The 25,909-nt window shown below is 50.2% G+C and carries 23 protein-coding genes and 1 pseudogene; 15 read left to right on the top strand and 9 right to left on the bottom strand.

Features of this window, described 5'->3' with window-relative positions:
- Positions 1-11: 11 nt before the first annotated feature.
- Together DJ73_RS06360 and DJ73_RS06355 are read left to right on the top strand one after the other, a co-directional pair.
- Positions 12-263, top strand: a complete 252-nt coding sequence (locus DJ73_RS06360; RefSeq protein WP_094557567.1) for an AbrB/MazE/SpoVT family DNA-binding domain-containing protein — start codon at positions 12-14, stop codon at positions 261-263.
- Positions 264-698 carry a PIN domain-containing protein gene (locus DJ73_RS06355; RefSeq protein WP_094557566.1) on the top strand — a complete coding sequence of 145 codons (435 nt, stop codon included), beginning with the start codon at positions 264-266 and terminating at the stop codon, positions 696-698.
- A 37-nt stretch (positions 699-735) separates the two neighbouring features.
- On the opposite strand, the pseudogene DJ73_RS06350 reads toward DJ73_RS06355, so the two are convergent.
- Positions 736-1,655, bottom strand: a pseudogene (locus DJ73_RS06350) (transcriptional regulator TrmB).
- Positions 1,656-1,699: 44 nt separating this feature from the next.
- On the opposite strand from DJ73_RS06350, the gene DJ73_RS06345 reads away from it, so the two are divergent.
- Positions 1,700-2,023, top strand: coding sequence for a hypothetical protein (locus DJ73_RS06345; RefSeq protein ID WP_094557565.1), 324 nt, complete (start codon positions 1,700-1,702; stop codon positions 2,021-2,023).
- Positions 2,024-2,267: 244 nt separating this feature from the next.
- On the opposite strand, the gene DJ73_RS06340 is transcribed toward DJ73_RS06345, so the two are convergent.
- On the bottom strand, positions 2,268-3,530 hold the full coding sequence (locus DJ73_RS06340) for a Cdc6/Cdc18 family protein (protein ID WP_094557564.1): 1,263 nt from the start codon (positions 3,528-3,530) through the stop codon (positions 2,268-2,270).
- A 1,096-nt stretch (positions 3,531-4,626) separates the two neighbouring features.
- Between DJ73_RS06340 and DJ73_RS20210 the strand changes: the two genes are divergently transcribed.
- From DJ73_RS20210 to DJ73_RS06320, 4 genes are all read left to right on the top strand, one after another.
- On the top strand, positions 4,627-5,466 hold the full coding sequence (locus DJ73_RS20210) for a hypothetical protein (RefSeq protein ID WP_176451087.1): 840 nt from the start codon (positions 4,627-4,629) through the stop codon (positions 5,464-5,466).
- Positions 5,467-5,679: 213 nt separating this feature from the next.
- Entirely contained in the window at positions 5,680-6,852 is a 1,173-nt protein-coding gene (locus DJ73_RS06330) for a tubulin/FtsZ family protein (protein ID WP_094557563.1), read from the top strand.
- Positions 6,853-7,559: 707 nt separating this feature from the next.
- Entirely contained in the window at positions 7,560-8,285 is a 726-nt protein-coding gene (gene aglF, locus DJ73_RS06325; protein WP_094557562.1) for a UTP--glucose-1-phosphate uridylyltransferase AglF, read from the top strand.
- A 576-nt stretch (positions 8,286-8,861) separates the two neighbouring features.
- Positions 8,862-9,848: a GDP-mannose 4,6-dehydratase gene (locus DJ73_RS06320; RefSeq protein ID WP_094557561.1), complete on the top strand. Its 987-nt coding sequence runs from the start codon at positions 8,862-8,864 to the stop codon at positions 9,846-9,848.
- A gap of 79 nt (positions 9,849-9,927) precedes the next feature.
- On the opposite strand, the gene DJ73_RS21335 is transcribed toward DJ73_RS06320, so the two are convergent.
- On the bottom strand, positions 9,928-10,446 hold the full coding sequence (locus tag DJ73_RS21335; RefSeq protein WP_394338322.1) for an MBL fold metallo-hydrolase: 519 nt from the start codon (positions 10,444-10,446) through the stop codon (positions 9,928-9,930).
- Between the two features lie 349 nt (positions 10,447-10,795).
- On the opposite strand from DJ73_RS21335, the gene DJ73_RS20905 reads away from it, so the two are divergent.
- Positions 10,796-11,068, top strand: coding sequence for a hypothetical protein (locus DJ73_RS20905; RefSeq protein WP_254921610.1), 273 nt, complete (start codon positions 10,796-10,798; stop codon positions 11,066-11,068).
- A 49-nt stretch (positions 11,069-11,117) separates the two neighbouring features.
- On the top strand, positions 11,118-11,480 hold the full coding sequence (locus DJ73_RS20900; protein ID WP_254921609.1) for a sugar phosphate nucleotidyltransferase: 363 nt from the start codon (positions 11,118-11,120) through the stop codon (positions 11,478-11,480).
- A 362-nt stretch (positions 11,481-11,842) separates the two neighbouring features.
- On the opposite strand, the gene DJ73_RS06305 is transcribed toward DJ73_RS20900, so the two are convergent.
- Both DJ73_RS06305 and DJ73_RS06300 read right to left on the bottom strand, forming a co-directional pair.
- Positions 11,843-13,351 (bottom strand): flippase, encoded by a 1,509-nt coding sequence (locus DJ73_RS06305; RefSeq protein ID WP_217900427.1) that lies wholly within the window; start codon positions 13,349-13,351, stop codon positions 11,843-11,845.
- An 89-nt stretch (positions 13,352-13,440) separates the two neighbouring features.
- Entirely contained in the window at positions 13,441-14,274 is an 834-nt protein-coding gene (locus DJ73_RS06300; protein WP_094557558.1) for an FkbM family methyltransferase, read from the bottom strand.
- A gap of 1,159 nt (positions 14,275-15,433) precedes the next feature.
- Between DJ73_RS06300 and DJ73_RS06290 the strand changes: the two genes are divergently transcribed.
- The 4 genes from DJ73_RS06290 to DJ73_RS06275 all read left to right on the top strand — a co-directional run bounded on the left by DJ73_RS06290 (position 15,434) and on the right by DJ73_RS06275 (position 18,780).
- Positions 15,434-16,189 (top strand): acyltransferase, encoded by a 756-nt coding sequence (locus tag DJ73_RS06290; RefSeq protein WP_094557557.1) that lies wholly within the window; start codon positions 15,434-15,436, stop codon positions 16,187-16,189.
- A gap of 178 nt (positions 16,190-16,367) precedes the next feature.
- The gene (locus DJ73_RS06285; RefSeq protein ID WP_094557556.1) at positions 16,368-17,003 is read left to right on the top strand and encodes an IS6 family transposase; all 636 of its coding nucleotides are present in this window, start codon (positions 16,368-16,370) and stop codon (positions 17,001-17,003) included.
- A gap of 389 nt (positions 17,004-17,392) precedes the next feature.
- Entirely contained in the window at positions 17,393-18,097 is a 705-nt protein-coding gene (locus DJ73_RS06280) for a bifunctional 2-polyprenyl-6-hydroxyphenol methylase/3-demethylubiquinol 3-O-methyltransferase UbiG (protein WP_094557555.1), read from the top strand.
- A gap of 320 nt (positions 18,098-18,417) precedes the next feature.
- Positions 18,418-18,780, top strand: a complete 363-nt coding sequence (locus DJ73_RS06275; protein ID WP_141212918.1) for a hypothetical protein — start codon at positions 18,418-18,420, stop codon at positions 18,778-18,780.
- 231 nt (positions 18,781-19,011) lie between these two features.
- Here the strand turns inward: DJ73_RS06275 and DJ73_RS19695 are convergent, their stop codons facing one another.
- Entirely contained in the window at positions 19,012-20,421 is a 1,410-nt protein-coding gene (locus DJ73_RS19695; protein ID WP_141212917.1) for a hypothetical protein, read from the bottom strand.
- A 553-nt stretch (positions 20,422-20,974) separates the two neighbouring features.
- Here DJ73_RS19695 and DJ73_RS20205 point away from each other — a divergent pair.
- Both DJ73_RS20205 and DJ73_RS06270 read left to right on the top strand, forming a co-directional pair.
- Entirely contained in the window at positions 20,975-21,139 is a 165-nt protein-coding gene (locus DJ73_RS20205) for a hypothetical protein (RefSeq protein WP_176451086.1), read from the top strand.
- Between the two features lie 277 nt (positions 21,140-21,416).
- Positions 21,417-22,310, top strand: coding sequence for a glycosyltransferase family 8 protein (locus DJ73_RS06270; protein WP_176451085.1), 894 nt, complete (start codon positions 21,417-21,419; stop codon positions 22,308-22,310).
- Here DJ73_RS06270 and DJ73_RS06265 read toward each other — a convergent pair whose 3' ends face one another.
- The 3 genes from DJ73_RS06265 to DJ73_RS06255 form a co-directional block, all read right to left on the bottom strand.
- Entirely contained in the window at positions 22,311-23,213 is a 903-nt protein-coding gene (locus DJ73_RS06265) for a glycosyltransferase family 2 protein (RefSeq protein ID WP_094557552.1), read from the bottom strand. It lies immediately after the preceding gene.
- Positions 23,214-23,248: 35 nt separating this feature from the next.
- Entirely contained in the window at positions 23,249-24,703 is a 1,455-nt protein-coding gene (locus tag DJ73_RS06260) for a sulfatase (protein ID WP_094557551.1), read from the bottom strand.
- Positions 24,704-24,772: 69 nt separating this feature from the next.
- Positions 24,773-25,909 (bottom strand): glycosyltransferase family 4 protein, encoded by a 1,137-nt coding sequence (locus tag DJ73_RS06255; RefSeq protein WP_094557550.1) that lies wholly within the window; start codon positions 25,907-25,909, stop codon positions 24,773-24,775.

Below are 25,909 nucleotides of genomic sequence, written 5' to 3'. Positions count from 1 at the left end.
TACCGTGAGGTATGAGCAGCGACAGAATCGACGCCGAAAGCAAGGTGTCTGGAAACCAGGCAAACATCCCCGCCCGGATTCGGCGTGAACTTGATATCGACGATGGTGATCAGCTCCGTTGGCATCTCGAGGATGACGGGAGCATTCGGGTCCACGTCATCCAACAGCAAACGGGTACGTTCGCCGACTTCGACGGCTACGCTGGTGAGGAGCCGACCGATGTAACGAGCGATCACGACGGCTGGGGCGTCGACGTCGAGTAAATGCCCCGTGCACTGATCGATACGACAGTCCTCTTTGCCGCCGCATACCGGCGGGATGGGTCTCACGATGCCGCGCTCCCGGTGCTCCACGGCATCGACGACGGAACGCTCCCGGAGGCAGTCGTCCTCGACTACGTGCTCGCGGAAACGCTCAACGGCCTCACGACCCACGCCGGCCACGACGCAGCCGTCGATCTCCTCGATCGAATCGAAGAAAACGCCCGCTTCCACATCGATTCACTTACCACCGACGCCCTCGCGACCGGGAAGGCCCTCTTTCGCCAACACGAACCCCTCTCCTTCGTCGATGCGTGCATTATCGCGTATATGCAAACCGAGGGGCTCGGCTACCTGTATGCGTTTGACGACGATTTTGACGCTGTCGAGGATGTCTATCGGCTCGATACAGCAATGGATCCCTACGACCCGAACTGACGCTGGCAGACGGCACGGCTGCTGACGATGTTCGGTCTCAGGATAGTCGCACCTCGTAGTCAGCCGCCAGCTCCTGGAACTCGTCCCACTCCGGGAGCCGGTCGTCGGCGACCTCGCCGTGCGTCTCGAGGTAGCGGAGCAAAGCGTCGATTTGGTCTTCGAGATCGTACTTCACCGCCTGTTCTCGGAGATTCCCCTCGTCGACGTCGACGTGGCTGAGCAGGAGGAGACAGTACGAGCGGTGGCGGCTGCCGTCGTCGATCAGCAGCGTGTGACAGCAGAGCTCCGCCGGCGAGACTGCGTCGAGATCCTCGGAGTAGACGTAGTAGCGGTGGCCGGTAAGCAGGAACTGGAGGTCGAAGGCTGCGAACCGAGCAAGGCCGGTCTCGTGGAACGCCGCCGCGTCGATCTCCGTCTCGGTCTGGGTGAGGAATTCGTCGTAGTCCTCCCAGAGAATCGTGCCCTTCGGGCAACGGCTTCGAGGCGTTGGCGATGCAGATGGTGCGCGAGTTCACGGGCGAACGCGTGAAGGCGGTCGAAATCGGTGTTGAACTCGTAGCGGCCGTCGTCCGTCCCGACGAGCCCGCGGTCACGAAACCGCTTGAGGGCGCGGTTAACCGTGTTACGGTAGTTGTCGCTCCAGTCGGCGATCTCGGAGACGGTTCGCGGCTGATCGAGATAGTACAGCACCTCGAGTGCCTTGCCGGTCAGCAGTTCGGGGAAGTCGATGTGGAAGTACTGGCGGACGAGACCCTGATAGAGTTCAACGGCGCGAGCATCCAACGGGACGATTCGTTTTCGGCGGCCGTCGAGTTCCGTGTAGGCAAGTCCCTTCTCGACGAGGTCGCTGACGGCACGAGAGAGGTAGCGCTCGCTGTGGTCGAGCTCCGTCGCCAGCTCGGATATCGTGTCACGCCGGTCGACGGGGAGGACCGGTACCACCAGATTAACCAACAAAACTATGAATTTGCGAGTTATGTTGGTTAACACGAGAGCAGCCGATGTCCTACGAACCCCCGACCCCACCGGCGAACCTCCCGACAGAGATCGTTAATACGCTCAACGAATTGTCTCCGGAACAGCTCCAAGGTATTGCTACGTACGCCGAAGCACTAGCCGAGCACAAGGAACGTGAGGCCCGTCTCGAGGAGTCGGCAGATCAAAAAGAAATGGAGGAGCGACCAGAGGACCTTCCGGACGACGTTCCTGTCAAAGCGACAATCACGATCAAAGAGATCAACGATAACCGCTACTACTACTGGCAGTGGCGGGACGGCGATAAAATCTGCTCCCAGTACAAGGGTCCGGTCAGTTCGGATGAGTAGGATCTGCTAACAAGATATCGGAATTTTTGGGGAAGAAGATTATCGGAGGGCCGGCGTACAAATGTCGCACATCTCGTACACACCCCTAATTGTAAGTGTTATATCTGATTTCGCCCCCAGATTGTAAGTGTTCACGACCGTAGTACACCCCGGGTTGTAAGTGTTCGACTAGGGGTCGGCCCCCCAGATTGTAAGTGTTTAACCGCTCAGATCACGCACCCCGGCTTGCAAGTGTATCCGTAGTTCACAGCCCCAGCTTTGTTTGAATATCACTGCGTGTATCAGCCTCGTACGTGTCTAAGAACTCCTCGGCGCTGTCACCAAAGAGATCTTCGAAGCGGTCCATATTGTAGAGTGTCTCGATGACAACCCGTGGCTCATCCACAATCGAGTAAATATATGATCGGCCGCCACGACGACCGAGATTTACTTCCTCAGTTTCGAGTAGACCGAACATGTCAAGCGTATCTAGATGATCCCGCACGCGGGACTCAGAAAGCACATCGATATCGAGGCGATCGCAGAGATGCTTATAGAATGAATAGATGGTTTTGACTTTGGCGTCCGCACTCTGATCAACATCAAGAAACGTCGTTGCGACCAAGACAGCCTGCATCTGGACAGTCAAGCGGTTATTGACAATCCGTTCAGTATTCGCCCGATCGACTTGCGAGCGAGCCAGTCGGACATGCTCCTCAACGACATGATCAGCATCCTCATGACGGGCGATATCGCCAGCAGTCTCCAGAAGGTCAAGTCCCATTCGAGCGTCGCCTGTGTCTTGAGCAGTAAACGCTGCACACAAGGGCACAACATCATCACTAAGAACGTTCTCATAGAAGACTAAATCTGCATAGTAGTCCAAGATCGTTCGGAGTTCATTCGCGTCATACGGCGAGAACTGAATCTCTCGTTCGGTTAGTGTGGATTTGACGCGGGGCGAAAGACTCTCGCGAAATTTGAAATTGTTGCTAATGCCGATGATACCTACTTTTGCGTGTTCGAGCTCACCCATCGCGTTTGCTCGAGGAAATTCGTATAGGAGCTCCTCATCTTCGCCGAGTTTGTCGATCTCGTCGAGGACAACGAGAATACTTCCGCCAAGTTCGTCGAGTGCGGTGTAGATATGGTCCCAGAGGGTGTCTGGGTGATGACCTTGCTTGAACGTTTTTTCTGAGTAGAGTTCGTTGGCGAGGTGTGTAATGACTTTGTAGGTCGTATCCCGCTTATTGCAGTTGATGCTAAAGACGGTAAGGTTCACGCCTACTTCTGTGGCGTCGGCCTCAAGATACTCCGTCACCTTGTGAGTTGTCGCAGTCTTCCCGACACCTGTCTGGCCATAAATGAACACATTAGGCGGTCCAAAGCCATCAAGCACGTCTTGGAGAGCTGCAGCAAACGTCTCGATCTCCTCATCCCGCTCAAGGATCTCGTCAGGATGGTATGCCTCTTCGAAGGGTTCCTTCGTTTGAAAAATATCGTTTGCACCCTTGAATGGCGAGTCCATACCTCGTCGTGTAAGCCGATATACTTGAAACCCCACCCTGTAAGTGTTGTAAGTGTTGTATCTGTTCTCGATCTTTTTGAGCACCCCCACCCCGGATTGTAAGTGTTCCATGAGTTGAAGCGGTGAGGCCAGTTATAGGTGAGCGTAGTTTACTGTCTTGGTGGATTTGCTGTTGAGTTGTTGAATCTGATTCTATCTATCTATATATTATATAGTTATGGGTAACGGTAGTATAGCACAATACGATGAAACGTATAAATCAAAAGTTAGACGCTTTGAAAAGCAGGTATACACTTACAATTAGGAGTGTAGGACGGTGTCTACTCAGCGGCTTTTATATTATCTTCCTCTGGTCATTAAACCACACGGGGACCCTAACAGCGGTGAGAACACTTACAATCTGGGGTGGGGGAGGAAGAACGTGCTTCATCGGGGCCAATTCGAAAGACACACCGCAGACATGACCATCCTTTCCATCCAGACAGCCACAGACATGTCCTGCGTGTAGTTCACGGTAGATCAGAATGTCTATGCAGTATTACGACGCGGTGAGGAACGGGATGTGCCGATGACAGCAGGTGGAGATCGTGATTCCCATACGGACATGAGTTCCTGTCAAATGCGTCGTTGACGCAGAAATCATACATGATTTATACTTTCAAGTAGAACTCTGTCACCGCCAGTCGATTGGACGTACAGACTCACAAACATTTCAACAGAGTTTTATGAGAACACAATACAATTATTCTCGATCGTTCCCCTCCCTCCCCCTTACCGAGGGGAACGATTGGCACACGATGTGACAGCGCTCTGGTAGCGCTGTCGGCCCCATCCATCGGGGATGGTGCTTCCTAATCGAACGCAGTTTGAAACGGTGCTTGACGAACAAGACACATAATCACAATTACTTGATCGACCACTCACCCAACCTCCGAATCAGATTAGCTGAATATCGGTGCTGTATTCTTACTCTCCTCTGCTCAATTTTATCGCTCTGTTACGCGTGGGAGCTCACACAAAATCAAGCTACCCATTCAGATCCGTGCGTTCTCATCATAAACAGCGAACTTTTCTTGTTCCTCATAGACTCTCGCATATGGCTCCCGCCATCGCGCACTTCCTATTTGGTACCGCGATCCTGCTCACAGTCGCAGTGCCAGTAGTCCTCCGGTACGACCTCGATCGTGAGCATGCGATTTGGTTGATCCCACTTGGAGGCGTCTGGGGACTCATCCCTGACCTTCACAACATCGCACCTGTCTTCGTCGAGACATTGTATGCGTTCCACAACACGCCGTGGGTCGACTCGTTTGGGCTCCACTACACGCTTGACCGGCCGGCCGTCAGAGCCCAGTACGAGGCGAGCGTGTTCGGCTCCATCACGATCTTTTTGATCGCAATCGCTGGATTTTGGACTGCAGGTCGTATTCGGCGCGTGGCACCCGTTGCTCGCCGACCGCTTGAACATGCATTTGTCATGGTACTCGCGTCAGGACTTGCCGGCGCACTCGCAACCCTTGCACTTTGGGTCGCGATAAGTGTCCAGAGTGGTTTCCCTACCGCAGCAAGTCTTGTCGGGAGCTCCAGCGTGCTTGTAGGTGGCCTGTTGACTGTTCTCGCCGGCGGGGCACTTGGCGCCGTCTGTGCGGTACTCCTCGAGTTTACCCTGTCGGAACCAACGCGGATCGACCCAGCCTCGACGACGGGTGTCGGGCTCCTCTTTGGAGTCGGTGTGTGGCTGATCGCCGTTCCTGTGCCGCTTGCCGTCGTCACCGGGAGTGAAGTGCCTCTCTTGCATCTTGGGAGTCTCATCGCGGTAGTCAGCTACGGCGTTGTCTTTGGCGCTACGTACGGGCTCGTGCGTGGAGCGTTCAGTCCCCGTTCGCCGGTTCGGCTTGGTCCCGGCGTATTGCAACCATCTCAAGATTCGGAATAGTATACCATCAACAAGTAGTCGCTCTTTGTGAGGCGGGTTTCCGAAGCGAGTCATTGATAGCCTGGTTGTCAAGTGCCAGAGCGGTATCCGTGTTCGAATCACGAGGACGTGACCGTGTGAACGGCCCTGTTCCAACTACAGCGGAGCCACCAAATATTTCGATCTTCTAACCTTTATCCGCCTTGCCTGCGTGTTCTCACGCAGTGTGTTCCCATGAAACTCGCATTAATCGGGGTCGGGCAGGCGGGCGGGAAGGTGGTCGACGAGTTCTTGGCGTACGACGCGCGGACCGGTGCAGATGTTGTTCGTGGGGCGATCGCTGTCAACACAGCGAAGGGAGACCTCAGGGGCCTTGACCGTCTCGCTAAGGATCGTCGGATTCTGATCGGTCAAGCGCGCGTGAAGGGACATGGGGTAGGTGCAGACAACGAGTTGGGCGCGGAGATTGCTGAGGAAGATATCGACGAGATCCAAGGGGCACTTGACTCGGTGCCGGTCCATGAGATCGACGCCTTCCTCATCGTCGTGGGGCTCGGCGGCGGGACTGGGTCGGGTGGCGCGCCCGTGATCGCCAAGAATCTCAAGCGGATCCATACTGAACCCGTGTACGGGCTGGGAATTCTACCTGGCAGCGACGAGGGCGGAATCTACACGCTGAACGCCGCGCGGTCGCTCAAAACGTTCGTCGATGAGGTGGATAACCTCATGCTGTTCGACAATGACGCGTGGCGTAGCTCGGGCGAGTCCGTCGGGGAGGGGTTCGACGCGATCAACACGGAGCTCGTACAGCGGTTCGGCGTGCTCTTCAGCGCGGGCGAGGTAACCAAGGGAAGCGACGTCGCCGAAAGCGTGGTCGACTCATCAGAGATCATCAACACGCTCAAAGGCGGCGGTATTTCCTCATTGGGGTATGCAGACGTCGAAGTGGACGAGCCGCAGCGGAAAGGGTTGCTTTCGCGGCTTCGCGGTGATACAGGTACCGAGGTCGACAGCACGGAGACGACGAATCGAGTTACGAGTCTTGTCCGGAAAGCGACGCTTGGTCGACTCACGCTGCCCTGTGAGGTGAACGGGACGGAACGGGGGTTGCTCGTTGTCGCCGGCCCGCCGGAGTATCTCAACCGGAAAGGGATTGAGCACGGCCGCAAGTGGCTCGAAGAGCAGACGGGATCGATGGAAGTCCGCGGCGGCGATTATCCGCGACGCGGGGAGGGGACGGTCGCAGCGCTCGTGCTGCTCGGCGGCGTGACGAACGTCCCACGAGTGAAAGAGCTTCAGCAAATCGCCATCGAAGCCCAAGAGAACATCGATGAGATCACCGACGAAAGGGAGGAGCACTTCTCGGAGCTGATGGATAGTGACGGAGAGTTAGAGTCGCTGTTTTGAACCTATGGTCGTGGGTGGAACTGCATCTCCTCGGACTTTGTCCCGCTCTCTACTGCAGGCTTGGAAGGAAGGTGGGGCAGTACCCTGATCGGAGTAAGTACTTCTTCATTGCCTGCTCTCCTCCTACCGAAATGCTCTGATGGTGAATACGACGATAATTAACCAACATTTCACCCAAATGGACATTTATGTTGGTTAAGATTGGTTCGCTTCCGGATCTGCCTCTACTACGCGATCGGGTCATGTGAGCGATCCAGTCATCTTCAAGCATAGAAGTCCTGTTGCCGATGCGATACCAACCGTACGGTAAGCTCGGACTCAACAACACAGAAGATGGCGTCACTACGAGAGCCGTTTGTGAGTACCCTTTTATCCGGCCTGAACCCCTCCGCTCTACGGGTTCGGTTTTGTGGTCTCCGGCGAACACACACCGCTGTGTTCGATCCCATGAGAACAAGAGAGACGCACGGAAAATATCCGGCACTTGTTAGTTATTCATCTGAGGTTTATCGTCCCGAAATGTATTAATTGATGTCGGCGGTGCTGACTCATGATTCAGCTTAGCCGAACCACGCTGCGAAGGTCACCCCGATGTATTCACTCCTGATGATACGATCCTGTATCGCGATGGTTGCTGCCGGGGCGAGAAGCTCCTTTGATTGGAAACATGAAAAGACCTATGACGGCATCGTCCCGTCGTCTGTCGTATGAAAGCTGTCGTACTCGCGGCCGGCGAGGGCACCCGCCTCCGACCGCTCACCGAGGACAAGCCCAAAGGGATGGTCGAAGTCGATGGAAAGCCCATCCTCACGCACTGTTTTGACCAGCTTGCTGAGTTGGGTGCCGACGAGCTTGTCGTCGTCGTCGGCTACCGCAAGCAAGACATCATCGAGCACTACGGCGACGCGTACGAGGAGATTCCGATCACGTACGCCCACCAGCGTGAGCAACAGGGGTTGGCCCACGCGCTGTTGACCGTCGAGGAGCACATCGACGACGACTTCATGCTCATCCTCGGCGACAACATCTTCCAAGCGAACCTCGACGACGTGGTGCGCCGCCAGCGCGAAGACCGCGCCGACGCAGCGTTCCTTGTCGAGGAGGTCGACTGGGAAGACGCGTCGCGGTACGGGGTGTGCGACACGAACAAGTACGGCGAAGTGACGGACGTGGTCGAGAAGCCCGACGACCCGCCGTCGAATCTGGTGATGACCGGGTTCTACACGTTTAGTCCGGCCATTTTTCATGCGTGTCACCTCGTCCAGCCGTCCAATCGGGGCGAGTACGAGATCAGCGAGGCGATCGATCTGTTGATCCAGAGCGGGCGGACCATCGACGCGATCGGGATCGAGGGCTGGCGCGTTGACGTTGGGTATCCGGAGGATCGGGACAAAGCGGAGGAGCTGTTGCAAGAGAGGGAAGTGGAAGTGTGACAAGCGAGACCTCCAGTAGTGGTAGCGATTCCCGCCAGTCCGACGATGGCGGCCTGTCCGCCCCAAGCAACCAGACATAATCGGAACCAGTCAGGTGAACGGCCAGTTCCTACAATAGACCGATGCTGTGCCTGACTGCTGTACGCCGATAAAAAGTAACACCGAACCCCTCAACGTCTGCTAGACTCCCCGAGGCAAAAATAACTCTGGGAGTCCGAGCACAATAGAAGATAGGAGCACCGGGGGCTTGGCACTCCCAGCAGTCCCACCCGCCACAGTCCGTGAGCCCCACATGGATTCTTACCGTGTCTGGGTTTGGTCCGACTCCAAACCTGAAATCTCCAACGCTCAGGAGGAGATGGAAAAAATACTGTTGCCAATACGAACGGCATTCGATCCAAGCATCCTAAAAAAAATGAATTGCAATCGAAGCCGGGTCGACGTGACTCCAACTTGTTCGTGAAGCAGAACAGACGAATCGAGCAGATGCCCCTGTAAGACGATGTCGCGGTCGAGACCCGAGGCTCCATTTCGATGAACCGCGCGAGTTTTGTGTCATCGTTTGGAAGAACGCGTATGCGAATCCTCGTGACGGGAGGGGCCGGATTTATTGGCGGCCACCTTGCCGAGTCGTTTCTTTCTGATGGCCACATCGTGACGGTGCTCGACAGTTTTGAACCCTTCTACGCAGAGGGGATTAAGCGTCACACGCTCGATGTGCATCGCAAGGTAGCTGATGAAGGAGACGCCGAGTACCGATTCGTCGAGGGGGATGTTCGAGATCAGGAGACGGTTCAGGAACTCGTCGCTGGGGTTGATGTCGTTGTTCACCAAGCTGCACAGGCGGGCGTGCGCGAGAGCGTGGACAACCCGCGGAAGGTGACCGATATCAACGTCAGCGGAACGGTGAATCTCTTAGAGGCGTCCAAGGAAGCTGACGTCGAGCGGGTGATCCTCGCGAGCTCGTCGTCAGTCTACGGCAAGCCGAAGTCGTTACCTTACAAAGAGTATCATCCAACCGAGCCGGTGAGTCCCTACGGCGTGACAAAGCTCACCCAAGAACACATGGCCCGCGTGTACACGGAGCTTCATGACTTGCCGACCGTCTGTCTACGCTACTTCACGGTGTACGGCCCGCGGATGCGGCCGAATATGGCTATCTCGAACTTTGTCTCGCGGTGTGTGAAGGACGATCCACCAGTGATCTACGGCGACGGCCAACAGACACGTGACTTTACTTATGTGGCTGACGTGGTGAACGCGAACCGGACGCTGTTAGAGTTCGACGCCGCTGATGGCCACGTGTTAAATATCGGGAGTTCGAACAACATCTCGATTCAGGAGTTAGCCGAGACGGTGCGGGACCAGCTCGCGCCCGAACTGGAGATTGAGTACGAATCTGCGCGCGAGGCTGACGCCGAGCACACGCACGCATCAGTGGAGAAGGCAAGCGAGCTGATCGGGTATGAGCCCTCACGGACGATCACGGAGGGAGTCGGCGAGTTCATCGAGTGGTATCAAGCGAACCGAGAGTGGTACGAGCCGTTGGTGCGGTCATCATAATCAATCGAGAGTCACGCTTGTGTGGTCTGTTGCAACGTCGACGGTGGCGTCCGTGTACTCACGGATGGTGCTGACAAGCTCATCGGCGTGCGGTTCCGTCTCGGGGAAACAAATGCGTGAGCAGAATGCGGTCGACATCGACATCTGTGAACAGCTCCCCAAGTGCCGTGGGTGTCGAATGCCCTGGTGCCTCCGTTCCATCCGGATACGTGCACTCGTGGACGGGGACATCAGATCCGTTTGCAAGTGAACAAACTGGCTCGGTTGGAGCCGTGTCACCGGCAGTCGTCACTTGCTCGTCAAACTGGTATTCGTACCCGGGTTTCGAGTGATCTGTTGGGGCGCGTTCGATCTCAAGGTCGTCGATCGTGAACGGATCCGCGCCGGCTGGGGGTTCACGGACAGAGATGGTGAGTCGCTCTGCGAGATCATCGACGACGAATAACGCGTCGCAGACGTTTTGGATGCCCTGCAGACCGATAACGGTGAACGTGTCATGGCCGTCGAGCAGACGGGCCTTGGCGGGGGTGGGAAGGTCCGCAACGTGATCGAGATGTGTGTGCGTCAGGAGGACGGTGTCGACATAACGGTAGTCGATAGCCGACTGTGTAAGCCGGTGGGTGATGCCGCTGGCGCAGTCGACGAGATGGGTTGACTCGGCGTGGTGAACGACAGCGCCCGTCTGGAGCCGCGTCGGTTACGGGAGCGCGCTTCCGGTTCCGAGTAGGGTCAAGCAAGCGCATGGGCGTTCGTATTTGATCGACTGTGAAGAGGGTGTGGGAGAGCCAGCGGTGTCTGGTTCGGGGAGGTGGTGTTGAGGGATGATCTCGACTTGAAGCCGCAGGTTGTTCGACAGCTGGGGCCAGAGACCGACGGCTTGAGGTGGCTCGTATGTGCTAGGTCTGGTATGGACGCGGTCATTCTTGCTGTTGGGCGGGGCAGTCGATTTGACGAGCTCACCGACGACCGACCGAAGGGGACTCGTCGACGTCGCGGGGCGGGCGCTACTTGTGTACGGTTTCGAGACGGGGATCGATGGCGGGGCCGCCGAACTGGTCGTGATCGTCGGGCACGAGGCGGGGCAGATCATCGATCGATTCGGCGACGCATTAGAGGGGACTCCTATTACGTACGCCCACCAGCGCGAGCGGCTGGGCTTCGGGCATGTGGTGTTACAGGCAGATCCGCACGTCGAACCTTCTCCTCGTGAACGGTTATAATGTCTTCGCAGGGAGCGTCACACCCGCAGCTGTTGAGGAGGCTGACGCCGTGCTCGCTGTCGAGGAGGTGTCGGCCGAGATCACGACCACGACCGGCGTGCTCGAGACGGACGAGGCGGGGCGCGTAACGGGGATAGTTGAGAAGTCGGCCGAGCTGTCGTCGACGCTCGTCACGACCGGGTGTTACGTGCTGCCCGCTGATGTCTTTCATGCCTGTGCGCTGCTACAGTCGTCGGCCGAGGGCGAGTATCAGTTGAGTGAGGTTCTGGGCCTGTTGGTGCGTGCGGGGTACGACGTGGCGACCTTGCGGTTCGGCGGGCGTATGAATGTGAACACGCCCGCGGACGTGGCATGGGCGAGTGAGTTGGAACGTGTCAAGACGCTCCATGACGACGTGGGTAATCCTGCATGAGGTCTCTCGGGGTCACGTCCCGAGGTACTCGGCCTGCTCCGCCCGCCGATTGAGGGGAAGTCGGGCCAGTACTAATCACATACGCCTCGGAAGCGATCGCGAACCGACAGCAGAGCGGGAGATCCCGGCGTGGTCCGGCGAACTCTGTCGACGAGCGTCCGTACACGGATTGTGAGCGCGAGCGTGGGACGAGACTGACAAAGCAGGATTGAACAAGGACCAAACAGCTTCTTTTGGTATACGTAAGCCGTGCTCGCTTTCCTACGAAGAGGACTATCTGACGAAACCCGTCATATCAAAGGCGCGAAAATGTTGACGTAGAAATCTTCATTCAGATAGGAAACAGGAATAAAAAAGATAAATCAAGCAACAAACCGTATCATAGATTCTGTATACTCTCTAATCAGATTTGGTAATCTCTGCGTGATTAGTTCAGTTTCTTTTGGAGAGATTACGGAGAGCCTCAGAGTCAGGATGGCATATACAACAAATCCGATTGGCGGGACCACGATGAGGGAACCAATAGACGAGTCGATCGCCGATGAGAGTCCAAAGATGATACCAGCAGCGAGGAGGGCAACGATTGCGATCCTCGTAAGGCGGAGATCGTCGATCGGATCAAACCCGATTCGCCGCGCAGCGAGCACGTGAAGTACCAACATCGATCCGTAACCGATGCTTGTGGCGACAGCTGCTCCGCGAGTTCCGTACGTTGGAATTAGTAGCGCGTTCAGACAGAGATTAATAAGCGAAGCTGTACCGGTTGCGAGGATTAGCACACGAAGTTGACCCTTTCCCTGTCCAATAGCGAATATCGGGCGAGCGAGCGCGAAGCCGAGAACACCCGGGAGTAACAAGAGAAGTGGCAACACGGCCGCGTCAAAGCCGGATCCGAAATACAGTGGAACAAAATCTCGTACAAGCACTGCCAAACCGATCGCGAACAAAAGTACAAGTGAGAGATTGTAGCGCGTGGTCCGGGACGCTAATGTCGTGATTCGATCCGTGCGATCGTTCGCCCAGAGTTCCGAAGACGAATGGAGAAGTACCGTCTGGAGCGCGTTCGGCACAAACCAGAGGAACTCAGCAACCACGAGTGCGGCCTTGTAGTATCCAGTCGCTTGATCACCAGTTAACACTCTGAGAAAAAGAATATCGACATGGTACAGGGAAGCCGTCAAGAGGATCAGGACAACGCTGAGACTATTAAAAGAAAGTAGTTCTTTTTTTGGGAACTTGTCCGGAAGACGTGCGAAAACGGATCGAAGACTGAGGTTTTGAAACAGCATCGCGTACGCGAGAATTGAGACGATCAGGGTGGACACGATCTGTCCGACGAGAACACCGACGAGTCCGTGACCGACATACACGAGAGAGAGACCAAAAACGCCGAAAAGAGCTTTCTTCAGGATTCTCAGCGGTTCACTTCGGTCCTCAAATCCAAGTCCCATTAGTCCACCACGAGCGACGGAATTCGCTTGACGGGAAATAACTAGAATACCAAGAAGATAAAAATAAATGCCAAATTTATTTCCAAAAAAGCGATCAGAGAAACCAAGCCACGAAAATACAAAATACGTCACCGCTGCGGAGACAGCTAATATGAAAGCTATTCGCAGATAGAAGCCGAAGACGTGTTCGATCCAGTTTGACTCTACTCGATCCTCGGCGATATACTTTCGAATTCCGTCAAAGATTCCAGCATTAGTGAGAATCATCGTGATACTCAAGATCGAGAGGAGAAACGCATAGTTTCCGTATTGTGAGCTACCAAGTAACCGGACGAGAACTGGTGTTATGAGAAGTCCAAGAAACAGGGTAACTATTTTTGATCCGAAGATCGAAATAAACCCTCGAACGATATTATTCATAATCGGAGCACTACGGAGATACTACACATCATGCGGGTTCAGCTCATACATTAATTACGGTGATGGATACAGTCTTTACTCCTTGAAATCTACATCGATGCTCGTAAAAAGACCTCGCTTCCGCGCTGGGATAACTCCGTCACTTCGAAGCCAGCGTCCGTGAGGAGGGTTTCAACTTCAGACACCTCTGCCTCGAAGCCCCTAATTTTCTCCGGGTGTACTTCGACGTACACCAGTCGACAGTTCTGACGAAGGGTTTCTCGAAGTCCTCGGAGCACGGAGAGTTCGGCACCTTCGACGTCGATCTTCAGGACTGTCGGTTTGGGCAGTTCGCGATCTTCGAGTAGCGAGTCGCCTCTGGCAGTGTCGACTTCAAGGGTTCGTTCGGTGTTGCCGGTCGCGATGGCGTGTTCACCTTCGCCGGCCTCGTCACCGGTGAGAGCGAGATCGATGGTGCCGTCGGTGTCGGACAGCGCGATCTGAATGATTTCGGCGTCAAGGTCGTTCAGTTCGAGGTTTTCTCGCAAGTGATCCGCGTTCTCCGGTTCGGGCTCGAACGCAACCATTCTGCCAGGACCGAGTTCGGCGGCAGCGAAGCAAGTGTAGGTTCCGACGTTCGCACCGATATCGTAGAAAATGTCGTCCGAATCGAGTTTGTTCAGTAGATCTTCAACAACGGAACTTTCGCCAGCGAGATTACGAAAACGCATGAACTCGGTGAACGTATCGGTCCGGAAGTCTATTGATTGATTAGCGATCTCTTGTGTTTGCGTATTCTCGGAAAGAGCGTACACAAGTTGCCAGAATGGTTTTGAGAGAAGTTTGTTGAGGCCCGTTTTACGGATGATCTGACGAACTCTGCCAGAATATAACCGAGATTGAATATAGCGCAATTGCTTTCCAAAATTTGGGGTCGTAGACATGTTGTTACTGGTAGGAAACTAATGAAACATCAAGAAGCCGTCGGTTCTAGTTGATTGCTCAATATGGAATTTGATCGAAATTATTTATGTGAACCATTCTGTTAAATATGTTAGGGTATGCTCTGTTGAATCCGCAGAAGCCGACGGAGTAGCGTCGCTGTAAGGAGAGTACCGAAGCGGAAGAGTAGATTGGCCACATTCGACTCTTCCGCTTCGTTAAGCAAGACGCGTCGCTGGCGCAAAAGCGCTGTGCCGCCAATCCAACGGTGGTGAGTGATTCGACTGGCCACGGATTTTCCAGGTGCAAGTATGTCATGCTCCACTTTTTGCGGGTTCACATGGGCGCGACATACCGCGAGATCGTCGATTGGGTGAGTGAAATAGATCGCTTTCGTAGTCTGTTACAGCCCCCTCGAACAGCATTTCCCGTACCCTCAACGCTGTACCGGTCGCTTGAGAGGGTCCCATGTCTGTATGATGCGGCTTCCTTCGTGAGTCTGCGAATATCTGCGACCCAGGCCCGCACAGACAGTTCTATTGATGCCACTTCTTCGATCGCGAAACGGCATCGAGACACTACCAACACCGCTCGGATCGCCACATACGTACGCTCAAAACGACGGCGTTCGTTGACGCTGATTCGTGCGTTCTCCTCGATATTCGCTGCTCGGTACACTGGTCCACGACATACAAATTGGCCGTTGAGTCGCCCTTCGCAACACCGAGAAATCGAGAGTCTCGCCGGCGACAAAAGCTATGACGACCCATCGCTCCGGAACGCTCTCGGTTCAGAGAGCACCCGGTCCTTGCTTCGCCACCGACTGTTTGCTGCCTACGATCAGCACACAGCACACGATTGGATAGCGAATTTATGGCCAACGCTGGATGACCGAGAAAGCAGTCTCGGTCATCAAGCGTCGTTTCGGCTCCGCTGTCCAATCGTGCGCATGGTACCGCGTGTTCCGCGAATTCGTGGTGACCGCCACAGTCAACAACCTCGAACAAGCGTTCAAACAGTGGTCCCATGCTGTCGTCGGATTCAACAAGGAAATTAAATTAAATGCGATAATTGCTGTGAAATCCCTAAGATTGGTATCAGTGATAGCGAAAAATAGAGACTACACGTAACAACTATATCCTTAAATAGTAATCAACAAGCATGATACGTCACTTCGTGAATAACGACTTTCTTAAAAAATTAGCTATAAAAGTTAGAAAGCCGTTCCTCATGCTCTTGTACCCAGACAAATATTCATCAGACGCATACGTAAGATACCTGCGTGTACAAGGAGTGAAGATAGGGGAAAATACCGAATTCTATAGTCCAGAAACTAGCCATATTGACGTAACTAGGCCTTCCCTTGTTGAAATAGGCGATAATGTGAAAATGACACGAGGTACAACAGTGTTAACCCACGACTATGCATGGAGTGTTCTCCGAAACAAGTACGGAGGAATATTCGGTTCAGCAGGAAAAGTAAAGATTGGAGATAACGTATTCATCGGAAATAATACTACGATATTGAAGAACGTAGAGATTGGAGATAACGTAATTATAAGTTCAAATTCGCTGGTAAATGACGATGTACCTTCCGACTGCGTTGTAGGGGGAGTTCCAGCAAGAAAGCTATTAAACCTAGACGAGTTCTATGAGAAAAGGAGAAGCGAATATGTGGCTGAGGCGAAGCACTATGCTGAATCTATAAAACAGAGATTTGATAGAGATCCTATACTCTCGGATTTTGAAGAATTTTTCCCGGTATTTCTGGAACGTGAAGAGGAGAATCTAACTCCTGAATTTCGTAGAAGGATAACTGATAATGGGAATTTACCTGCGAGCGAAATTGAATTATTTCTTGATTCGGAACCGGAATACGAATCATTTGAGGATTTCTTGGACGATTGCGATATCTAGAATTCAGCACTCTGAGGCGAACTACAGAGATGTGTGGTTAATATACTTATTGCCAGCGATCTTTATATTTCACCAAAGAAGTGGCAACCACGAAAGCACTTATAGTAGTTCTGTATCGATTAATGGCGGTGTTCAGATAAGGATTGAAAGGTGAGGCGGTGCGTTTTCAAAGTGTTCTATGCCCGAAAACAACCGCCTCAACGGCTGTTTAGACGAGATCAACTTAGAGTTTGTGGAGCGAGAAGCAACACCGAAGCTGTTGATGAAGCTCAGTATTCAGCTCCATCTGTCTGGACTATCGCTTTCTAATACTGTTTTGTTTCTTGAGGTATTCGGTGTTGATCGAGTTCGATCGACCGTTCATAACTGGGTTCACAAGGCCGATTTACAGCCGGAATCTGGTCGGAGCCCGAATAACATTGTGGTCGATGAGACAGTGATTCGACTTGACGATGAACAGTATTGGCTGTACGCTGTCGTCGATCCGGAAACGAACGATCTACTTCATACACAGCTTGAACCGACGACAAACAACGCTCTCGCAGATCGGTTTTTCGCTGATCTCCGTGACAAACACGACATTGATGACGCAACAGTTCTCGTAGATGGATCAGCTTCACTTCAGCGAGCCTGTCGCAAACACGACCTCGATTTCAGGTACGAACGACATGGAAATCGGAACAGCGTCGAACGTGTCTTTCGTGAAATAAAACGCCGAACTACCAGTTTCTCAAACTGTTTTAGCAACGCCAGAGCAGAAACTGCTGACGAATGGCTCAGATCGTTCGCTTTCGTATGGAATCAGCTTATCTGAACACGAGGCCCGAAATGGACAAGCAATAGATAGTAGAATTCTGCCCTGTCCATATCAATCGATATCAGTGCAGGTACGATAATCTTGGTGTTTGAACATTTTCCCCATTCTGAGTGAATCCGACAGAGAAAATACTGCCAGCATCGATCATATAAACCTACAAAGACGAGAGGCTAGCGTCCGGCGTCGATGATCTCTCGTCGCGATCCCCGATCTAGACGGAGAAATTGCTGTCGACGATAGGTGCAATACCGCTAGCGGACTTCCGGAACTTGCTATTGGATATGATAGCGACGGCGACGGGTCAGTGGACAGCCAGTATATAATGGGTGGGAACACTATCTAGCAGATAGTTATTATTACAAATCTGCGAATGAGAGACCTATAACATGGCCTTGGATCCAGATACACACGACACAACTCCTATCGCGGATAAGACTGAATATATCTATGACTGGTATGAAAATTCTCGAATGACTGAACTAACGACACTGATTGACGAGGTCCATCACGGTGGTGGAAGAGTGGCTTCGGTAGGCTGTGGTGATGGATATTTCGAGGAGAAATATCTTTCTGACAGATTTGACGAAGTTATTGGCGTGGAGATTGTGGAAGATCGGGTACGAGAAGTTCGAGAACGTGGGATTGAGGCAATTCATTCAGGCGTTCCACCGATGCCTTTTGCTGATAACTCACTGAATGCAGTCGTCTCTTTAAGTGCAATCGAGCATTTTCCTGACGAACGTGGATATATTGAAGAGGTTATTCGCTGTCTTAAGCCCGGCGGCCATTTTTTTCTTAATTTCCCGATCGAGGTTGGTATTGGTGGTTTCATACGGTTTTTGGGAAAAAATATAATCCATCCGGAGAAAAAAGACACGCCCAATTCGTGGAAACGTTTCACAGATTATACTTGGGAAGAACTGTTAAAAAAAACGACTCGTGATAAACATGGTACGAACCACCGATACTATAATTATAAGTTTGTGATCCAGGACCTAGACGAATTGTTTTCCGAATTTGTGATCAGGCCATGGCCTGTTCGGTTCCTTGGGTCGCTGAATATCGCCTTCTTTGCGAGGGCTTCATTGTGACGAAGATGTCACTATTCCAGCGTTCGTTCCGACAACCGCAACTCCGTTGCTCAAGACGGCAGCACACTCAACCTCGTGATTGACGGGGACGTGACGGCTCCGACGGACCACAAAATCGGTTTGACCTACTGATATCTTCGGGGCCCGGCACGGCGAACCCGACACTTCGGGGTCTCTGCGCTAAACGTCCCACTCCATTCACAAACGATGAATCTCCATTTATTTTTCAGGGAGGGTCTGGCGCGAACGTCGTCGACTGTGCGATTCGGTCCGAAGTTACCGACAGAATCAATCGCGGCATAATCAGCTACGAGATCGATGTGAAGGTCAGCGGGATGGACTTGGACTCCTCGGAGAACGTCGCATACGGTCTCTATAGCAAGCGGGGAGGGGGCTTCTACGTGAGAGATGCGAAGGATATTACCGGAACAATCACGGGAGACCTGTATTCACTCGCGGATGGTGTGATAAACGTTGAGGGCGAACCCACGAACGTCACTTACGGGAACCTCATCAACTTCGAGGTGGGCGCCGGTAAGGTAGAGTGGTGGTCTCGTCGTGAAACAATCACCCCGGACCACGGTAGGAAGATAGTCAAAGACACGCAACTGATCTTCACCGGCGGCGAGACGAAGGAAGTATTACTAGTAAGCGACTCCCCGTCAAGCAAAATTTCCCGCTAGCCGGTTCGGGTCGACATAACGCCTCTCAGCCCGGCGACTGCAGGTGCCGATGTTGGCTTCGAAGCCGGTCAGAAATTTCTTCTGAACGGGACCGATCTCCGCGTGATCATCTCTGAAATTCAGAATAGAGATGGGGGTGACGATCGAATCAGAGCATACGCGGAGAATGTATACTGAACCTGACGAGTAAAGGTTGTTGTGAGATTGTTTCAATTCTATTAATAGTATGATTCAACAGTATTGTGAAACAGACTTGGACGTGTATACTTTATTCCGAGTTCGCTCCAGCTCTGATTCCATATCCCATGTCCACTCATACGTTCCTTGTGTCACGGAGTGACTGTTTTGGGCGCGCTCTCGGTATGCAATACACTTATAATCAGAACTAATAGTACCGTTTAATACACCTGTTCCAAGTGGTTGATGAATCGAAGGTTCCTTTTGACGCACTATGTTTGACCGTGGGTTTTCACCCGCAAATCTAGCATCCGCATATACTCTCGTGCTATAATTTTCTCCCCACATTTTAGCATCAGCCTCGGGCTCTGTTAGGTACGTTCGAGTTGAGTCGTGATAGTCTGGTGTTGCCGTGGCTGCAAAGAGCTGCGTGAAAATGAATAATATAGCGATAGTCAGAATTAGCGTTTTCCTTGGTGTGATCTCTAGGGCAACAGCGCCACCAATAATGACAACTAATAATGGAGCTGCATAGAACAGCATCCGGTTGTTACTTATTGGAGCGAACACTGACGCGATCACCATTGATGTGATGACGGCAGTCGAGATGAGAAGATAGATTGTGTTCTCTCTTCGGTAGTCAGTCGTAGCCAAATACCACCAACAGATACCTGCAATAGAAAGGCCGACAAGAAGTTGCATTGAGTAACTAATCAACGAAAGGACATCCCCATTAAGAGCAACTGCCGCAGTAAACTCCACTTCTGGAGCCGTCTGAGGTGATGTTCTAATTGCTAATATCCTCGCAATAGCACGGTCAAAATAGTTGACGAGGTAATCCCACTGTACGAACAATATTAAACCTGCTAACATCGCGAGATTAAACGTTGGCTTCAACGCAGTCGTTTCGTTCTGGCTTCCAATAATGATTTTCTTGACAAATAAGGCGGTGAATGTGCAAATAAATGTGACAAATAGTAAAAATGCAGCAATTTTATGAGAATATAGACTCCCTGTGACAAAGGCACCCACAAGTAAAAACAGACTCAGTCGGCGATCTGGAAGTCGGATATAGAGACTGGTAGACATGATTGCGCCAGTCCAGTAAAGAACTGCAATGTTTTGAGGAATCGGTGCGATTGCCATTCCAACAATTGGCGCGACAGTTACCGAAAGGGCAGCAGCTAGGAGTGCGGCTCCTCTGTCGTCCCACTGCCGATCGACAATTGCAGCCGTTGATATAGGTATCATTGTGCCGGCGAGCAGCGCATAAATCAAGAATCCACTCGGCGCGGTGACTCCAATAATACCAGACCCAATGGCTGCGAGAATGACCATCAATGGTGCTGAAGAGTAGAATGGGGACGGAATCACGTCAGTTGATCCAGATTCAATCATCTGCTGGGTCCACAATACGATTTTACCAGTATCTGTACCCACCATCGAAGCACCGAACTGTGCCATCCAAATGAAATGGATGATAGATATCGCACATACGAATAAGACCGGAATTGTCAACCGGTTGTTCTCAGAGATATAGTAGAATCCAACAATAGTGATGACAGACAGTGCTAGCGTTGCTGGAGCGATGGGGAATAATCGGCCAACCGAGTGGGTCCCAATGACCATAACGGAGACGAGAAGACAAAGGACGACTCCAATAAACTTGTGATGCCTATTATTCATGAACGGTTTGTGATTCCTTGTTTGATTCTGGCAATACGTCAATAATCATATAGGTCATGGACCAAGCGATAACCAAAGCAAAAGAATACTCTTCAAGGCTCCCCCGCCCTCCCTCATTAATAAACTGAAACATCGGTAATGTAAAAATGATGAACCACAGAAAGAAATCAATAATTTGTATTTGAAAGTGAGATCGTCGGACATAGTTTCTAATAATCAAACTGCATAAAATACCTTTCGAATAGGTCGACTTACCCCTGTCTGGGATCCATAGACAACGGGATTCTGAGGCTGGCTATATCGCCTAATTCATGATCCAAACCCTGTAAAAATGAGCCTCACTCGCCTCATCGCCTACAGCGTGCTCACCGTTGCCGTCGCCTGTCTCCTAGTCATGTGGGGACTGTTCGGAATGATGTACGCGCACGGCACCACGCAGATCACGACCAGAGCCAACATCTTCAACGAGTTCGTCGTCGAGCTCGTCGTTGAGTGAGGTGTCGACGAGCTCGTCAGAATGAAGCGGGGTGTCATCAATTGCCTCTCGTTGCGTAATAAAGATCCTCAGGACAGAGATAATGATCTGATTCTCTTGGAAACCCACATCATCTATTTCTGTGTAATCCACACCAATTTTTCTGGTATCCGCGCCTTCTAATCTAATACGTCTAAGAAACGATCACAAATAGTGAGATTATAATAAACACCAGAGCAAGAGATAGCAAAGAAATTGGATGCGAAAGCCTATGAAGTGTTATCACTTTATCAAACCCATGACCCAGAGCGATACGGTATCCGTTTTGTATACTCCAGACGGGGACTACTGGGCACATACATATATTTCAATCTGGTCCCTGTTGGATAACAACCGAGATAACCAATTAGATATCTATATAATGTCTGAAAAGATGGATCGCGAATTCTCGGAGCACTTAGATACCCTCTATAAAAATTTTGATGATTTTGAGGTTACATTTATTGAAGTAGATAATATCTCAGACTTCCCTACACCAAAGCATTTCTCCCAAGCAACATATTATCGGCTATTAATTGATGAATATATCGACACGGAAAATGATCGCTTGCTCTATATTGACGGTGACACAATTATTCTGGAGGATATTTATTCACTCGCAGAAATTGACCTATGCGGGAAAACCATAGCTGGTGTCCCGCACGTGAGAAGAAGAGGGTACGAATTCGGACTCCCGATCGACTCAGAGTACATTAATACAGGTGTAATGGTTATAGATTTAAGCCAGTGGTCAAAATACAACATTGGCGATAAGTGTGAAAACTATATCCGAAAAAATTCAGAGGATCTAGAGCTGCCTATTCAAGAAACAATAAACAAAGTAGCCTATAACGATATACTACTAATTGAACCGCGATATAACCTGACGTACGACTGGCGATTAGAATATAAATTGAGTGGAAAAGAATGTAACGCAAAAATCGTACATTTCACAACTGGGAGAAAGCCCTGGAAATACTCTCAATACCCAGAATATAAAGAAGAATATTATAATTATGTAAAGAGAACTCCCTATTCTGAACAAGTGATGGAAGATGCCAAACTCTCAAAATTTCCCATTCGGTTGTTCAGAAAAAGCAGTTATTCAGATGATTTTAAAATATATGTCGGTTATTTGAGGAATATTTTGTAGTCAACTTGATTTCCGACGTATAGTGTAGTATAAAATGACAATCAACGTACGAATATCTAGAAGATAGGCAAAATGTAAGTGCTCAAATGCAGATCCGTATTCGTTTAGTGCTAGATGTTGTTGCGCTATAAATATATCTTGCATTTCAGTAATAGGATATCCACGACGGTCATAATCTTCAATTAACTCGTGATTTCCAACACGGAACTCCTCGATAGCGGATAGCTTATCTTTAGGATGAGCCGTTCCAGTATCATGTAAAATAGTCAATTCCTTATCAATATACTTGAAATCCCCATGCTTCAAGCAGTTAATCACGAAAGAGAGATCCTCATACCTATGTAATTCTTCAGGGAAACCACCCACCATTTCACATAATTCCCTCTCAACCAACAAGGTTGAGCCCGCGTGAACAAATCCGTTGAACGAGAGCTGTGCCACAATCAACTCTTCTCTACAACCAGTAAGCGGTTTTCCATGGAAGAAGAAATCATATATCGATCTTAGATAGCTAGATCGCTTAACAGAAGCATTAGTATAAACACCTAGACATTCCATAGATTCAATAACCTTTAATTGAGTCTCGAGCTTCTCAGGAACCCATTCATCATCTGAGTCCAAAAATGCGATGTATTCCCCCTTGGCATGCTGTATTCCAGTATTTCGTGCTTGACTAACCCCCTCATTTTGTTTATGCCTGAAGTATCGAATCCGATTATCTTCGTACCCTTTGACCAAGTTTGTTGTATCATCCATGGAATTGTCATCAACAACAATCAGTTCGAACTCCGCAAATGACTGGTGAAGCACGCTATCAATTGCACGCTCCAATTCTTCTCTCCGATTATATGTTGGTATTATAACGCTAACAAGAGGGTTATCAACCATATCTACGGTGTTCATAGTAATGATTTAGTACGCACGATTTTAATTTTGGTTTATTGTAAATATCCTAAGTCTTCGAGACGTCCTTGTATATTTTCTGACATATTTGCGTCAGTATTCTCATCATCCTCCTCGAATCTGCGAAGCCAATCATCGAGTTTGTCATTGTATTCGTCCACAACATCTTGGCAACTTCCAACTAAGTTAGCTAGTTCTCCGATGTCTGATTGGAGATCATAAAGTTCCTCCGTACCGTCTGAATAACGGATATATTTCCAGTTTTTATCACGTACCATCCGGATAGATCGATCATATTCATAAACATCCTCAGAAATATCATTAATCCGCTTTTCCAAGGCCTCTATTGAAGGCTGTGGAGCCATATATTCTGCGTAGAGGTACTTACGAGGAGTGGCATCTGAAGCCGGGTGAAACGACTCCCCCTGCATTTTATCTGTGATACCAGACCCTTCAACCCCTGCAATATCTAGAATAGTGGGTGCGATGTCTGTCAGTTGAACCAGATCATCAACTGTTTCTCCCCCCATAAATTCCCCACCATGAATTACCAACGGTACATGAAGCAAGGTATCATAAAGGCAATACTGGTGATCCATTAGACTATGCTCACCGATATTCTCTCCATGATCTCCAAGAATTATTAATACCGTATCATCCCACTCGCCGGCGGCTTTGAAAATATCGACGAGCTCCCCGATACGCATATCTAGATAAGAAAGTTCTCCACGGTATAGTGAACGGAGAATTTCGAAGTCCTTGAGATCCATTTCTAAATCACCAGCAATATACCTGAACGCATCCTGTTCCACCTCCATCGCCTCATTATAACTAACCTCATCCGGGAGGAATTGCTTCGTATATTCTTTTGGAGGCCTATATTCAAGATGGGGCTCAAAATAATTCACAAAGAGGAATAAAGGATTAGACCTGTCTCTATTGGAGAGTCGTTGGGAAATCCATTCGTTTGTACTTCTTGCTCCGTCATCCGCTATGCGCTTTTTTTGCAGTAAGGCATAAAAAGTGTTAGAAAAATTTACAAGAGGATTTCCATCAACAACCTCTTTTATTAATTGGATGATTCTATCTTTTCCATCATACTTTCGGGTGGTCGTTATTGGATCCATACCTGATTGGATATATTGCCAATTTTTATAGAATGTGGTGAATCCACGATCAAATCCAAACTCTTCGCTTATCCATGTATTATTTGAGACACCTATCGTTTCGTAGCCCGAATTCTGAAGAGCTTCAACAAAACTAGGCGAGCTCGGATTAAATCTTTTTGCAGCGGCATTTGATCCGTGTTTTGATGGGTACTGGCCAGAAAAAATACTTGCATGAGACGGCAGGGTCCACGGTGCTGCAGAAAATGAGGACGTATAATCTGTGCCATTATCTGCTAATTGGTTAATATTAGGAGCCACATCAGAATTTGAGACGTAGTCATATCGTGCAGTATCCATCACAAGTAGGACAATATTTTTCATATGCGATCACCAAACAAATATAGATCGGGATTCATTTTACTGATATATATCTATTCATTTTTGTGTATATTATTGTTTGGATTTCGTAGAGTTTCTAAGTATGTCACGGTAAATATTAGTTGTTCGTTCAACGGTATTCCTCCACGAATAATTCTCAACAATCTTTTCCCTGCCGCATTTCCCCATCTGAGCCCTTTCTTCTGGAGAATTTAATAGGTGCTTAGCCGCATCAAATAATTGAGTTGAATTCCCTGGGTCAACCGTTATCCCCGCACCTTCCACTATCGGCTGTAGTTGGGGCAAATTCGTGACAACAACTGGGGTACTACAAGCCATTGCTTCAAGTACCGTCCGAGGAAGTCCCTCGCTAAAACTTGGGAGAACGAAAACTGAACTGTTATCGTAAATTTTGGGAAGTCTCTCATTAGGGATCTCTCCCAAGAATTCAACTTGGTTAGAGATGTTCAATTTGACTGCTTTGGCTTCAAGTTCACCCTTTAGTGGTCCATCACCAACGATTTTTAATTTTAAGTCTGTAAATTTAGTTGTCAACTTGGAAAATGCCCTGAGTAAATATTTAGGACCTTTCCCTTCTTTCAACCTCCCAACAAATAACAATTGATTGCCGGATTCACCGTTTCTAGGTTTGAATTCCGCACAATCAATACCATTGGAAATCACTGAAATATCCGTATTTATGTCCCTATCTTCTAATCGGGCTTTGTCGGTATCAGTGTAACATAAGATCTGTTCTGCTGACTCGAACGTGAATTTTCCTAGTGTAGGATTATATATTCTGTGTAACCAATGAGGTGCTGTTTGTGAAATAAGTCCATGGTTCGTCACAACTGCCGGAATTGACCCTAGCCTAGCAAACACAGCGGCGATATTACTACTCGCATAGAGATGAGAATGAATGTGAAGTATATCAAATTTCTTATATTTATTATAGAGTGTTTGTATGATTCTTGGCGTGATTGAATTATCAAGTGGTCTGAATAACTCGTTGTGGCGCAGAAGATTATATCCATTCCTAAACTCTTGTCTTGGTAAAGTATGATCGCCATTATCAGAGGTCAAGATAGTTACTTCATGGCCCATCTGAGCTTGGAGGCGAGACATATGATGAACATGTAATCCGACACCACCTACAACTTCTGGATAAATGCTATTTGCCACCCGTAATATGCGAATATTATCAACCAT

It is taken from the genome of Halorubrum sp. Ea1 (assembly GCF_002252965.1).
GTDB lineage: Archaea > Halobacteriota > Halobacteria > Halobacteriales > Haloferacaceae > Halorubrum.
This window is presented reverse-complemented; position numbering and strand designations above follow the sequence as displayed.

Coding starts and splice junctions, on each gene's coding strand:
- DJ73_RS06360 (WP_094557567.1), top strand. CDS start 12: ATGAGCAGCGACAGAATCGACGCCGAAAGCAAGGTGTCTGGAAACCAG.
- DJ73_RS06355 (WP_094557566.1), top strand. CDS start 264: ATGCCCCGTGCACTGATCGATACGACAGTCCTCTTTGCCGCCGCATAC.
- DJ73_RS06345 (WP_094557565.1), top strand. CDS start 1,700: ATGTCCTACGAACCCCCGACCCCACCGGCGAACCTCCCGACAGAGATC.
- DJ73_RS06340 (WP_094557564.1), bottom strand. CDS start 3,530: ATGGACTCGCCATTCAAGGGTGCAAACGATATTTTTCAAACGAAGGAA.
- DJ73_RS20210 (WP_176451087.1), top strand. CDS start 4,627: ATGGCTCCCGCCATCGCGCACTTCCTATTTGGTACCGCGATCCTGCTC.
- DJ73_RS06330 (WP_094557563.1), top strand. CDS start 5,680: ATGAAACTCGCATTAATCGGGGTCGGGCAGGCGGGCGGGAAGGTGGTC.
- aglF (WP_094557562.1), top strand. CDS start 7,560: ATGAAAGCTGTCGTACTCGCGGCCGGCGAGGGCACCCGCCTCCGACCG.
- DJ73_RS06320 (WP_094557561.1), top strand. CDS start 8,862: ATGCGAATCCTCGTGACGGGAGGGGCCGGATTTATTGGCGGCCACCTT.
- DJ73_RS06305 (WP_217900427.1), bottom strand. CDS start 13,351: ATGAATAATATCGTTCGAGGGTTTATTTCGATCTTCGGATCAAAAATA.
- DJ73_RS06300 (WP_094557558.1), bottom strand. CDS start 14,274: ATGTCTACGACCCCAAATTTTGGAAAGCAATTGCGCTATATTCAATCT.
- DJ73_RS06290 (WP_094557557.1), top strand. CDS start 15,434: ATGATACGTCACTTCGTGAATAACGACTTTCTTAAAAAATTAGCTATA.
- DJ73_RS06285 (WP_094557556.1), top strand. CDS start 16,368: ATGCCCGAAAACAACCGCCTCAACGGCTGTTTAGACGAGATCAACTTA.
- DJ73_RS06280 (WP_094557555.1), top strand. CDS start 17,393: ATGGCCTTGGATCCAGATACACACGACACAACTCCTATCGCGGATAAG.
- DJ73_RS19695 (WP_141212917.1), bottom strand. CDS start 20,421: ATGGCACAGTTCGGTGCTTCGATGGTGGGTACAGATACTGGTAAAATC.
- DJ73_RS20205 (WP_176451086.1), top strand. CDS start 20,975: ATGAGCCTCACTCGCCTCATCGCCTACAGCGTGCTCACCGTTGCCGTC.
- DJ73_RS06270 (WP_176451085.1), top strand. CDS start 21,417: ATGACCCAGAGCGATACGGTATCCGTTTTGTATACTCCAGACGGGGAC.
- DJ73_RS06265 (WP_094557552.1), bottom strand. CDS start 23,213: ATGAACACCGTAGATATGGTTGATAACCCTCTTGTTAGCGTTATAATA.
- DJ73_RS06260 (WP_094557551.1), bottom strand. CDS start 24,703: ATGAAAAATATTGTCCTACTTGTGATGGATACTGCACGATATGACTAC.
- DJ73_RS06255 (WP_094557550.1), bottom strand. CDS start 25,909: ATGGTTGATAATATTCGCATATTACGGGTGGCAAATAGCATTTATCCA.